This is a genomic window from Xenococcus sp. PCC 7305 (assembly GCF_000332055.1).
GTDB lineage: Bacteria > Cyanobacteriota > Cyanobacteriia > Cyanobacteriales > Xenococcaceae > Xenococcus.
Genome location: NZ_ALVZ01000171.1, coordinates 24,374 through 36,379 on the forward strand (window position 1 = coordinate 24,374; position 12,006 = coordinate 36,379).

The following is a 12,006-nucleotide window of genomic DNA, read 5'->3' on the forward strand; positions in this document are numbered from 1 at the left end:
TTTGATTAACGTCAGCTCGACGAATTTTCCTTGTGCTTAAATTTCCCAAGTTGAACAACGAAGTAATAGGCTTTTCCCCAAATCCCTAAATCCCCGAGTCCTTAATTCAAAACTAGTAAATTCTGTGCCCATCGAACTCAGGTTGATTAGCCAAATGATAGCTGAACAGCTTCTGCTGCCTGCCTCCCTGAAATGGTTGCCCCCTCCATGCTGTCTATATAATCTTGCTGTGTATAACTACCAGCCAAGAAGAAATTCGGAATTGGAGTTTTCTGTGCTGGCCGATAAACATCCATCCCTGGAGCCTCGCGATAAAGAGATTGGGCTAGTTTCACCACATTAGACCAAGTCATCTTGAGCTCACGGGAAGAAGGGAATAACTTGTGAACCTGTTGCAAAACATGATTCGCGATCGCATCATTTTTCTCCGCAATAAAAGGATCTCCAGGAGTCAGTACCAATTGCAGCAGAGAACCTTCTCCTGGTTTGTAGTAATCTCCAGGACTAGTTAATGCTAGATCTGCAAAGCAAGAAAAATCAGCATCAGCAGTATAGAGCAAATTATCGATGCCCACAGCTTTCTCTAATTGTTTCTGCTGCTCGGGATCATTGAGCTCGGTCACCCAACCATCGAAGCGTAATTGCACTGTAGCTACAGGAACAGCGTCTAGCTTATAGATATTGTCAAATTCCGACCATTTACGCCATGCTTCGGGTAAAACCTTCTTAATACCTGGAACATCACAAGCGAAAACATAGGCGTCGGCATTAATGACTTCCTCGGTTTCGCCCTGAGCTACTACAATTCCTGTGACCTTAGTTTCGCTGCCTTCTTCGTACAAAATTTCTCTGACCCGACGACGAGTATGAATCTTGGTTCCTTTCGCTTCGAGATATTCAACGATAGGTTTGTGAAGATATTCGTGGGGAGAACCTTCTAACATTCGCAAAATTGAAGCTTCTGTTTTCGCTGCAAAAAACTGAAAAATAGTGAGCATACAGCGGGCGGAAATATTTTCGGTATCGATAAATCCCAAAGCATAGGCGATCGGATTCCACATCTTTTTGAGGCTGCCATTATTGCCCCCATGGGAGCGAAACCAATCGGCAAAACTAATCGAGTCGAGATCGCGAATATTTCTCATCGCGCCTTCAAAATCGATTAAACCTCGAACAATAGGACTAGTGCCCAGAGCCAGAGAGTTGGCAATTTTATCGACTGCTGATAGTTGAGACGAGGTGAAGAAAGCTTTCAACCCATGAAAAGGTGCACCGACGGGAAAGCGAAAATCGAGCTCGCCGACTTTGCCACCATTGTTGATAAAAGTATGAGAATGCTCTTTCAGACGGAGATTATCAATGGCCCCGACTTTTTTCATTAGGGCAAAAAGATTGTAATAGCAGCCGAAGAAGACGTGGAGACCCATTTCGACATGATTTCCATCTTTATCTACCCAACTGCCAACTTTTCCGCCGACAAAAGGGCGTGATTCAAAAATTTCTACTTCATGACCAGCATCAACCAAGTCGATCGCCGTTGCCATTCCCGCTAATCCCGCACCTACTATTGCAACCCGCATTCAATCTTTTTCCGTTAATTTTCTTTACATATTTTAATATATGTTCGGTCTGGTGTGAATTGGAAAACAAAGATAAGAGTTACTATAGCTCCAACAAAAAGATAGTAATTTGAACTAAAATAAAGAAGTAGTTATTCGTCACAATAATTTCAATAATTTTATTTATGGCTACCAAATCATATTTTCGTTACTGGGACTTATTGGTCGAAAACTCTGATGGAAAGCCTATTCTCATCGTTGAGGTTAAAGGAAAAACCAACACATCTTCAGAATGGGCATCCAAACTGCGGCGAAATATCCTAGCACATGACAGTTTGCCCAAAACTCCCTATTTTTTAATAGTTTTCCCAGATAAATTTTATCTCTGGACTGATTCTAAAGTTGGGCAAAACGATAGAGAAGTTAAGGCAGGAGAGCCTAACTATATTGTTGATGCTTTTCCCATACTCAAACCCTATCTTACAAAGGCAGAAGTCACAGTTGATCACCTCACAGGACAAAGCTTAGAACTGATTGTGGCATCTTGGCTTGGAGGGCTGATTCATTCTGATCAACCCTCAGAAGATTTAGATAAATCTCAATCTTGGTTAATTGATTCTGGATTATATGCGGATTTGGTTGGAGGTAAGATTGAGTATGAGGCCGTTGCGTGAATATTTATGTTGAAACTAATTTTGCTTTAGAGCTAGTCTTTGAGCAAGAACAGTCCGAAAGTTGTGAACAGATTCTGCAACTTTGTGAGAGCAACCGAGCACAATTGATTATTCCTGCCTATAGTCTTGCCGAACCTCATGAAAAGCTCAATCGTCAGGCAACTAGCCGTCGAAATCTCCAAAAGTTACTCAATGATGAATTACGGCAACTTTCCCGTACGACATCTTATGCCAATCGGATTCGAAGCATTCAAGATATTGCTAGTTTGATGGTGCAAAGTAATGAGGAAGAATGGCAACGTTTTGTTCAATATCGAGCTCAATTTCTTCGCATTGGTAACATTATTGCACTCAACATAGATATTTTGAGAGAAGCAGCATCTTATGAAAATACTTATGACTTAAAATCACAAGATGCTATCGTCTATGCATCAGTTATCAGACATTTAAAGCATGATCAACCCCAGCAAGCATGTTTCCTCAATCGAAACTCAAAAGATTTTGATAATCCAGATATTATTGAAGAATTAAATGGATTTAACTGTAGGATGATCTTCCGATTCGATGATGGTTATAGTTTTATCCAATCTCAATCTTCTTAGCAATCAGCTTTGCTAGCAGTTTTGTCTGGTTTTTCATAGTTTTTTTACTCTCTAGAGGCGACTCCTAAACCGGCAAATAGAATATAGGGTAAATAGGAACTTCCACCAACCCAGTAAGCGCGATCGCTCAAATCTACCAAATCATTAAAAGCTTCAAAAATATTGCCCGCTACCATTGTATTTTTGACTCGGCCAACAATTTTGCCTTGTTCGACTTTGTAACCCAAATCCAAATTGACAGAAAACTCTCCTGCTAATTGATTAGATTGCCCCGCACCCAATACCTGATCGACAATAATGCCTTCTTCCATCCCGGCAATCAGCTCCGCCAAACTGCTATTCCCAGAGCTCATACAAAGGTTGACTAAACTAGGACCAGGACGAGACAATCCGCCACGGAAACCATTCCCCGTAGAAGTTGTTCCCCCACGAGCAGCCCAACGACGATCCCAATAAAATTGTTTGACGATGCCATTTTCTACTAAAAGTTTCTTCTGGGTAGGAGTTCCCTCGTCATCAAACTGACAAGCTGAGACGCCAAACGTGGGATCTTCGGTGAGAGTCAAACGCTCATCAAAAACTTTTGACCCGAGTTTTTCAATCAAAGGAGAAGCCTTCTGAACTACTGCCTGCCCCGACAAAATGGTCTTGAACAAGCGCCCGATCGCCATTGCCGCGGCCAAAGGGGTAAATAAGACAGGATAAGTTCCGCTGGAGATAGTCGCATTATGTTCTGCATTTTGATATTTACCAACCAGATCTGTGACCAAACCATTATAATCAGGCTCTTTTTCTCGGGTAACTTCAAAGGCATAAGCCTGTAAAAAATCTTCTCCCCGCACCAAATTGCCCGAGAGACTAGCACTAATGCCCTGGTCACTTTGTTGAGCGTAGGTGTTGGTCGTGGTGGCTAGTTGAACCTGAGTTGCTCCAAGATTAAAACTCGTATCGACTAAAATATCCGGATTATATTCATGAACTTTGGCAATGAGCTCTTCCCCAATGTTCACTAGTTTTTCTGTACTAGGCAGTTGATAATCACTAGCCTCAGAACTTAACTGAACATTACTCGCAAAATCAAATTCGACAGGATCGGAGATGGCTGCCGTCGCGATCGCAGCTTCCACCAGATCATCTAAGCGAGTTAGATCACTAGCACTAGCAAAACCCAATTTGCCATCGGCAATCACTCTGAGGGCAATTCCTTCTACAGCCTTAGTTTCCAAAGATTTCAAGCGATTATTGGCAAACTCAATGGGAGTATCCTGACTTGCAAGGTAATATACTTCTGCTTCAATATTTTTTTTCTTTGCCAGATCGATGACTTGTTCTAAATAATTATTCATTTATTGGTTTGTAAAGGCTAATGACTTATCTCCTCGATAGTCTATCAATATTATTCTGTTCGAAACAAAGCTGCAAAAATACCGGCTAAACAAGATTATGAGTGTGGTATTTCTATGGCCAGATTATCGAGTAGTTTCAACTATCAATAAACTGCTATTCTGTTGTAACTGGATGGTTATAGCAAGTTTTATTATGGTTGATTTTTTATTGGAAGTTGGAGTTGAAGAATTGCCCGCTGATTTCGTCGGCAGTGCGATCGCACAATGGCAGGCAAGAATTCCTCAAAGTTTGGCCGCAGAATTTTTAACGCCTCAAAGTATTGACGTTTACGGAACACCCCGTCGTTTAGCTGTCTTGATTCAAGGATTACCCAGCAAACAATCAGATCGCGAAGAAGAAATTAAAGGGCCCCCCGCTAGGGCCGCCTTCAAAGACGGAAATCCCACCAAAGCAGCGGAGGGGTTTGCGCGCAAACAAGGAGTAGCTGTGAGCGATTTGGAACTGCGAGACACCGACAAGGGAGAGTTTGTTTTTATTCAGAAACAAATATCTGGTCAAGCAATCACCGAAATTCTACCCGGATTATGTCGGCAATGGATCACAGGATTGGAAGGGAAAAGGTTTATGCGTTGGGGTGATGGAGATATGCGATTTCCTCGGCCAATTCGTTGGTTAGTGGCATTACTCGACGATGCGATCCTGCCTTTGGAGTTGGTCAATGGCTCAGAAAAGATCACAAGCGATCGCCTTTCCCGGGGTCATCGAGTTCTACATCCCGAATCAATATCTTTGACCCAGGCAGCAGATTATGTAACCGCCTTGCGCCAAGGCTTTGTCGAAGTAGATTCCCAGCGTAGAAAACAGAAAATAGAACAAGATATTGCCGCAGTTGCCCAGGAAATTGCCGGAGAAGCGGAGGTTTATCCTGAATTGCTAGAAGAAGTTGTCAATTTAGTTGAATATCCCACCGCGGTAGTTGGCAAGTTTGAGCCGGCATTTCTCGATTTGCCAACGGAGGTCATTTCCACCGTGATGGTGACTCACCAACGCTACTTTCCGATTAAAAAGCAAGATTCACCGGCGCTGTTACCAAATTTTATTACTATTTCTAACGGCGATCCCCAGCAATCTGAGGCGATCGCAGAAGGTAATGGTCGAGTGATTAGAGCTAGGTTAGCCGATGCCCAATTCTTTTATAAAGCAGACTGTGATGAACATTTAGATACTTATTTACCTCAATTAGAAACCGTTACTTTCCAAGAACAATTGGGGACAATGCGCGATAAAGTAGATCGCATTATGGAAGTGTCCAATGCGATCGCAGCCCAGCTAGAAATCACCGAAGAGCAAAAAAAAGACATTGAAAGTACGGCGTTACTTTGCAAAGCAGATCTGGTCACGCAAATGGTCTATGAATTCCCTGAATTGCAGGGGGTCATGGGGGAAAAATATGCTTTGGTTAGTGGAGAAAATGCAACTGTCGCGAAAGGTATTTTTGAGCATTATTTACCAAGAGGTGCAGATGATATTATGCCCGAAACCTTGAATGGTCAAGTAGTCGGTCTGGCAGATCGCTTGGATAGCTTAGTTAGTATTTTTGGCTTGGGGATGATTCCCACTGGTTCTTCCGATCCTTTTGCTTTGCGCAGAGCGGCCAACGGTGTTGTCAATATTATTTGGTCTGCCAATTTAGAAGTAAATATTCAGGAATTGCTGCAACAAGGAGCCAATGAATTTCTGGCTTCTCATCAAGATCAAGCATCCCCTTTAGATGCTCTCCAAGAATTTTTTATGCAACGTCTTCGTACTCTTTTGCAGGATGAAAAAAATATTGATTACGATTTAGTAAATGCCATTTTGGGAGAAGCCGATGCTGAGTATACAAACAGAGCTTTGACCAATCTTTTGGATGTTCGCGATCGCGCCTTGTTCCTCCAAGCAATCAGGCTTAATAGTCAGTTAGACAATATTTATGAAACTGTCAATCGTTCTACTAGATTGGCAAGCAAAGGAGACTTAGATACCCAACAATTAGATCCTCAAGCGGTAATCAATTGCGATTTATTTGAATCTCCCGCTGAAGAGTCTTTCTATAATGCTTTAGTGAAATTACTTCCCCAAACAGAATTTGCTTTAGCTACCAGAAATTATCAAATACTAGTTGATGGGTTGAGTGATCTTGCTCCTAAAGTTGGTCAGTTTTTCGACGGTGAAAATAGTGTTTTAGTCATGGCTGAAGATGAAAATATTAAAAACAATCGTCTCAACTTACTCGGTTTGTTGCGCAATCATGCCAGGGTGTTAGCTGATTTTGGGGCGATCGTAAAGAGCTAATGAGCTTTACTTCTAAACTTCTGCCTTCTGCCCTCTGCCCTCTGCCTTAGCTTACTTGGCTCTACCCACATGAATATCTCTCACCCTAACAGGGACACAGGCATGGGTCATTTGAGCTATTTGCATGGGCTCACCTTTGCCACACATATTAGTCCCACATTGCTGCAATTCTGACTCATCGCCGATCGCATCTACCTGATTCCAAAAATCAGTTGTCATACTGTGATAAGTCACATTTTTGAGCATGCCGACAATCTTGCCTTTTTCAACTTTCCAGAAGGCATCACCACCAAATTGGAAATTACGCCGCTGCTGATCGATGGAAAAACTGCCAATGCCATCGATTAAAATTCCCTCTTCTGTCTCTGCGATCATCTCGGCTAAACTAGCAGTGTTGCTCCCCCCTGGTTTTCCTGGCTCCAGACCAAGATTGGGGATTCGCACCATCGGCACACTAGACCAACTATCGGCAAAGGCACTGCCATTGCTACTGCCTCGGCCCAATCTATAGGCGGTTTCCCGATCAGTTAGGTAATCATTAAGAATCCCATCTTTCACTACATACCATTTTTGTGCGGGTACACCCTCATCATCATAGGCGAGAGTACTTCTTCCCTTATTCTGGGTACGATCTGCCACAAAATTGACCCAAGGAGCAGCATATTGAAGATTTTGCCATTTGTCTGTAGTTGCAAAACTAGTTCCTGCAAAATTGGATTCATAACCGTAAACCCGATCTAATTCGGTTGGATGCCCCACTGATTCATGAATAGTCAAAAAGAGGTTGGTAGGTTTGAGAATCAAAGTTGTTTTCTTGTCGAGATCCCATTGTGGTGCCTGGACTTTGGCGATCGCCTCTGTGGCAACTCGTTCGACATTGGCAAGTAAATCATCTGGATTAATATGTTCGTAACCAATATTTAAGGGCGGACGTTCATAACTGCGTTCTTGAGCATCACCATTAGCGATCGCAGTACAACCAAAACCCCCATAACTACGATAGAAAGTTTGGTCGATTAATGAGCCTTCGGTCGAGGCAAATACTTTATTTTCCTGGGAAAAACTCAGGAAAGAGGCAGCTTTTTTAATACCCTGGTCGCCATAGCTTAAAAGGCGATCATTAATCTCTAATAATAATTCAGCTTTTTCCCCAATGGAAATCGTAAAAGGATCGATCCCAATAGGAGTAATATACTGGTCCTGGTAAGCGTCTACCGGAACTAATCGCACAGGTTCTTGTTGACTTAAACGACTTCCCTTGGCAATCTCAACCGCTAGATTTACAATCCTGGTTACTTCCTCGGCCGTTTTTCGATGGGAAGCGGCAAAACCCCAAGCTCCATCTAAGAGCACTCGCACCCCAAACCCAGAGCTATCATTATCCGCAAGATTTTTCAAAGAGCGATCGCGCGCGGATAATCTTTGATTGCGATATTTACAAAGGCGGATATCGCCATATTCGCAGCCAGCTTGACGAATCAGATTCACCGCCAGGTTAGCCAGTTCTTGAGTTGTGAGATGAGGGGGTGCTTGTACCATATTAAAGTTTCGCTTGAGGAATCTGAGGATGGGGTGTTCAATACCTAACTTAATATAACAATCCTTCTGAGTTGATGTATCCTCAATTCTTCTGCAAAATTTCTGGTTCAGTAGCGCCAAATTTTCTAATCAAAGGTTTTTCCGCTTCGGTAAAAGCCTCAAATGATTTTTTTTGGGATTCTAACAGCTCAACAGTTGCATCAGAAATATCTCCAGTGCGAGCCCAAAGGCGATCGCGTAGTACTTGTTCTGGCGCAGTGCAGAAAATAATTTCGAGGGAAATTTGCTTAGTTTGAGCTTTAGCGATGACTGCTGTTCGTAAACTTTGGCGATCGTATTTAGCATCTAGAATCACTGTATAACCATAGCTAGCTAACTTGATGCCCAATTCCGATAATTTCCCATAGGTCTTGCGGCTCATGTCTGGAGTATAAATACTAGGATCTCCTGCCTGGTCTAAGGGCGTGCCCGATAAATGTTTGCGCACCGCATCTGAGCGAATATGAATTGCCCCCAAACTATTTGCCAGTTGTTTGGCGACTGTAGTCTTCCCAGAACCCGATAAGCCAGACATGAGAAAGAGTTTTCCCTCATGGGGTCGGGTATATTGCCAAGCCAAACGGTAATAATTTTCTGCTTTGGCTCCTGCGTGAAGTTGTTTCTGCTCTGGCAAAGTGGGATTATCCCAGAGCCAAGAATTAATCTTGGCGCGAACATAAGCCTGTCGCGATAAATATAAAGGCAAGACGAACAAGCCATCCCAATCCCCAGTTCTTTCTATATAGCTATTGAGGAAAACATTAGCCAATTCTTGGTGTCCCGAAGCTTCGAGATCCATCATCAAAAAGGCCACGTCATACATAACGTCGACAAAGCGAAACTGCTCATTAAACTCAATGCAATCGAAAAGCTGAATTTTGTTCTGCCAAAAACAAATATTGTCCAGATGTAAATCACCGTGACATTCGCGAATCCAATTATTTTCCTGCCTTTGTTTTAATGATGTAGCTTGTACAGTAAAAAAGCGATCGCTAAAGCTTTTCGTTTCCTCATATTGTTGTTGGGTTTGCAAGCTACCGATATATTTTTGGCTTTGTTGATAATTTTGGGCGATCGCATTTTGAAGTTGGGCAATATCTCCAAAACTGCGAATGTAATCACTAGTTTTAGCTCGCAAATGAACCTGAGCCACGATGCGGCCTAATTGAGCTACTAAATCCCTGGTCAGTTTCCCTTGTTTGAGCATATTACTTAACAGCGAATCCTGGGGAAATTGACGCATTTTTAAAGCATATTCCTGAGCTTCTCCTGAGCCATCCAAGACAAATTTTTGTCCTATTTGAGTAATTGGTAATACTTCTAAATAAATTTCTGGAGCTAAACGATGATTTAATCGCAATTCTTCTTGGCAGAAATGATGTCTTGCCGCAAGAGTCGAGAAGTTGAGAAAACCCAAATTCACAGCTTTTTTAACTTTGTAGACATAATCCCCTGTTAAGAGAACATAGGAAATATGGGTTTGAATCAGCTTAATGGGTTCAGTAACTGGATGGGGATAAAACTCGGGTTGCATCATGAGTTTTATGAGGTAGGGAAGGGCTTGCTGTAGCATGATTTATACCCCTATTCAAGTTTGTTGAAATTTGTCAAGATTTTTAACTCTCTAAAACTTCCTTCGTTAGCCTAATGGTAACAAGATTGACATTTTATTCGGCGATCCAACATGCTCTAAAGGCGATCGCGACAACATTAGAGGAGAATATTTTGATGAGTCAACTCGTAATCTTATATCTTGGTTTCGTTACATCGTTGATTATAGGCGTCGGGTTTCTTCATTTACTGCCTCGTCTGGGTAAAATGGGTCAGGAGATTTCTGATTGGTTTTGCGCTGCTCCAGGCATCGATTTGGCATTAGCCTATTTTATGTTAGTACCTGTGACTGTCGGCTCTCTAGCATCAGGCTGGCAAGGACTAGGAATTGCGTTGTTAGCCGAATTAACTACCCTCTGGCTCTGGATTTTTGCCCATGAATTGACTCATGCCCAGGAATTGCAGCAAGCCAATATTCATCGCACTTTAGGTAGCATAGTTGGCAAATGGCAAAATCATTTAGCCGTTTGGATTACGGCCTTAGCAGTCCCTCTTTTTTGGTTAGTTCGTTTTACTGAGGTGATTGTTTATCCTCCTCTAACCAAATTAATCAAATTACCCAAATATGATGCGAAGGACTGGGTAAATGTTTCAAGAAATAAGTTTGAAGGTTTAGTTGGATATGATTTGATCTGGTGTCTATATTGTGATTGGATGACTGGAGTTTGGTCATTAGGCACCGAAATGTTACGCAATGTTGAATCTTTCTGGTGCCCAATTCGCTTTTATTCTGAGAAAAAATGTGAAAATTGCCAGCTCGATTTTCCCGATGTTGACAATGGCTGGGTGCCAGCGAATGGGACAGTAAAAGATGTGACAAAAGTTTTAGAAGCTAAATATACGCCCTCCCAAGAAGAGCGAGCTTGGTTTGGTCATCCCTGTCGGGGTTCCTCAGAGGAATCTGCTGACAATCAGCAACGAACATCAGTAGATGTTTAAGACGCTTTAATGAGCTCTAATAAACTCAGCGATCTCATTGACTAGGGCTTCGGGTTCGTCAGCTCGAATCAAATGACCACTATTCTCAAAAATCCTGAGATCCGCATTGGGAATCGCAGCGGCAATTTCTTCGGAGAATTCTGGGGGGCAGATCCAATCATGCCTCCCCGCAATTACTAAAGTAGGAGCCGTAATTGTGGGTAATTGCCCTAAAACATTATAATTGCGCAAGAAACCACCAAAAGCCATATTAATCGCATCGATAGAATAAATAGTTCTATCCCAAGATTCAGCGCTGAGCTGCGGATCATAGGTTAGAGAATACATCGGCCCCATAACTTGAAAATATTCTTTGAGTTGCGCTTCATTGGCGAATTTGCCTGACCATAAACGCTCAGCACAGATTTTTTGAGCTTCGGTTCCTTGTTTTGCCAACAAAGCTTGGGCTCGGGCGATAAAACGGGAATCCGCAACTGTGGCGATCACGATCAAATGGGAAACTCGCTGAGGATAACGAATTGCATAGGAAAGGGCCACCATCCCGCCGTAGGAAGTCCCAATGACAACGATTTTGTCTAATCCCAGATATTGGCGCAAAGCTTCCATGTCTTCGATATTATTCTCCAGGGTATAAGTCTCCTTGTCCCCTCGTGCTGACCTCCCTTGTCCTCGATGGTCAAAGTATACAAGTTGCATTTCCCGACTTAAGGGAGAGAATCCCAATTTATAGGAACTGTGATCGACCCCTGGTCCACCATGAACCAGAAAAGCAACTGGTCGCTCACGCATTACAGTCCCGTCGACGACTAAAGAAGAGCCTTCAGTATCAAAAAAAAGCTCTGTATCTCGGATGGTTGCTCGCATGATTAACTTGCCCTCAAATATTTAGGTCAATACTTATTGTTTCCGCACAGCAAGACTAGTGGACGTAGGCGTAAATAAGCTATCTATCAACGAGGAGCGAAAAGCTGATGTATCAAGACTTATTACTTATTACTTATTACTTCCGCGCAGCGGCACTAGGAAGGCCCAAAGAAAATTGTTAATAAACTAACTCCTAAAAATATTACCCAGATTATTAATTCCAATTTGCTGATTTTACTAAACATAATTTATTTATTATTTTCTGGTTGATTTTAACTTGAAACTAAACCGCGTTTGCATTCAAAACTAGATTTTTGAAATAAAAATGACAAGGTGATTAGAATCACTCACTTTTAACGGGGCTTCGCCCTTGAAGGCAGAGGGCAGATGGCAGAGGGCAGAGGGCAGCGGTGAGACCCCGCGCCGCCGTCAGGCGCAAGGGAACGCTCACCAAGAGAGAGGGCAGAAGGATAAAACTACTTCTAATTTATTCGTTTA

General features: G+C 42.5%; 9 protein-coding genes. 4 read left to right on the forward strand and 5 right to left on the reverse strand.

All coding sequences use genetic code 11. The features are described from left to right. Nucleotides 1-146 precede the first annotated feature (146 nt). Nucleotides 147-1,580: a 9,9'-di-cis-zeta-carotene desaturase gene (zds, locus tag XEN7305_RS11890; RefSeq protein WP_006509674.1), complete on the reverse strand. Its 1,434-nt coding sequence runs from the start codon at nucleotides 1,578-1,580 to the stop codon at nucleotides 147-149. A 164-nt stretch (nucleotides 1,581-1,744) separates the two neighbouring features. Between zds and XEN7305_RS11895 the strand changes: the two genes are divergently transcribed. Together XEN7305_RS11895 and XEN7305_RS11900 are read left to right on the forward strand one after the other, a co-directional pair. Beyond that, complete coding sequence (locus XEN7305_RS11895; RefSeq protein WP_006509675.1) at nucleotides 1,745-2,233, forward strand: hypothetical protein; 489 nt, start codon at nucleotides 1,745-1,747, stop codon at nucleotides 2,231-2,233. Then, nucleotides 2,230-2,835 carry a PIN domain-containing protein gene (locus tag XEN7305_RS11900; RefSeq protein ID WP_006509676.1) on the forward strand — a complete coding sequence of 202 codons (606 nt, stop codon included), beginning with the start codon at nucleotides 2,230-2,232 and terminating at the stop codon, nucleotides 2,833-2,835. The genes XEN7305_RS11895 and XEN7305_RS11900 overlap by 4 nt, the downstream gene beginning before the upstream one ends. Before the next feature lie 44 nt (nucleotides 2,836-2,879). Here the strand turns inward: XEN7305_RS11900 and XEN7305_RS11905 are convergent, their stop codons facing one another. Then, on the reverse strand, nucleotides 2,880-4,181 hold the full coding sequence (locus XEN7305_RS11905; protein WP_006509677.1) for a TldD/PmbA family protein: 1,302 nt from the start codon (nucleotides 4,179-4,181) through the stop codon (nucleotides 2,880-2,882). A 193-nt stretch (nucleotides 4,182-4,374) separates the two neighbouring features. Between XEN7305_RS11905 and glyS the strand changes: the two genes are divergently transcribed. Next, a complete protein-coding gene (glyS, locus tag XEN7305_RS11910) occupies nucleotides 4,375-6,516 on the forward strand; it encodes a glycine--tRNA ligase subunit beta (RefSeq protein WP_040897603.1) in 2,142 nt (713 codons plus the stop codon). A gap of 51 nt (nucleotides 6,517-6,567) precedes the next feature. Here the strand turns inward: glyS and XEN7305_RS11915 are convergent, their stop codons facing one another. Further along, nucleotides 6,568-8,055, reverse strand: a complete 1,488-nt coding sequence (locus XEN7305_RS11915; protein WP_006509679.1) for a TldD/PmbA family protein — start codon at nucleotides 8,053-8,055, stop codon at nucleotides 6,568-6,570. 82 nt (nucleotides 8,056-8,137) lie between these two features. After that, complete coding sequence (locus XEN7305_RS11920) at nucleotides 8,138-9,667, reverse strand: bifunctional aminoglycoside phosphotransferase/ATP-binding protein (RefSeq protein ID WP_006509680.1); 1,530 nt, start codon at nucleotides 9,665-9,667, stop codon at nucleotides 8,138-8,140. A gap of 74 nt (nucleotides 9,668-9,741) precedes the next feature. On the opposite strand from XEN7305_RS11920, the gene XEN7305_RS11925 reads away from it, so the two are divergent. Continuing rightward, complete coding sequence (locus tag XEN7305_RS11925; RefSeq protein WP_006509681.1) at nucleotides 9,742-10,644, forward strand: hypothetical protein; 903 nt, start codon at nucleotides 9,742-9,744, stop codon at nucleotides 10,642-10,644. Nucleotides 10,645-10,650: 6 nt separating this feature from the next. On the opposite strand, the gene XEN7305_RS11930 is transcribed toward XEN7305_RS11925, so the two are convergent. Beyond that, nucleotides 10,651-11,508 carry an alpha/beta fold hydrolase gene (locus XEN7305_RS11930; protein WP_006509682.1) on the reverse strand — a complete coding sequence of 286 codons (858 nt, stop codon included), beginning with the start codon at nucleotides 11,506-11,508 and terminating at the stop codon, nucleotides 10,651-10,653. Between the last annotated feature and the right edge of the window lie 498 nt (nucleotides 11,509-12,006).

Coding starts and splice junctions, on each gene's coding strand:
- XEN7305_RS11925 (WP_006509681.1), top strand. CDS start 9,742: ATGGTAACAAGATTGACATTTTATTCGGCGATCCAACATGCTCTAAAG.
- zds (WP_006509674.1), bottom strand. CDS start 1,580: ATGCGGGTTGCAATAGTAGGTGCGGGATTAGCGGGAATGGCAACGGCG.
- XEN7305_RS11895 (WP_006509675.1), top strand. CDS start 1,745: ATGGCTACCAAATCATATTTTCGTTACTGGGACTTATTGGTCGAAAAC.
- XEN7305_RS11920 (WP_006509680.1), bottom strand. CDS start 9,667: ATGCTACAGCAAGCCCTTCCCTACCTCATAAAACTCATGATGCAACCC.
- XEN7305_RS11915 (WP_006509679.1), bottom strand. CDS start 8,055: ATGGTACAAGCACCCCCTCATCTCACAACTCAAGAACTGGCTAACCTG.
- XEN7305_RS11905 (WP_006509677.1), bottom strand. CDS start 4,181: ATGAATAATTATTTAGAACAAGTCATCGATCTGGCAAAGAAAAAAAAT.
- XEN7305_RS11930 (WP_006509682.1), bottom strand. CDS start 11,508: ATGCGAGCAACCATCCGAGATACAGAGCTTTTTTTTGATACTGAAGGC.
- glyS (WP_040897603.1), top strand. CDS start 4,375: ATGGTTGATTTTTTATTGGAAGTTGGAGTTGAAGAATTGCCCGCTGAT.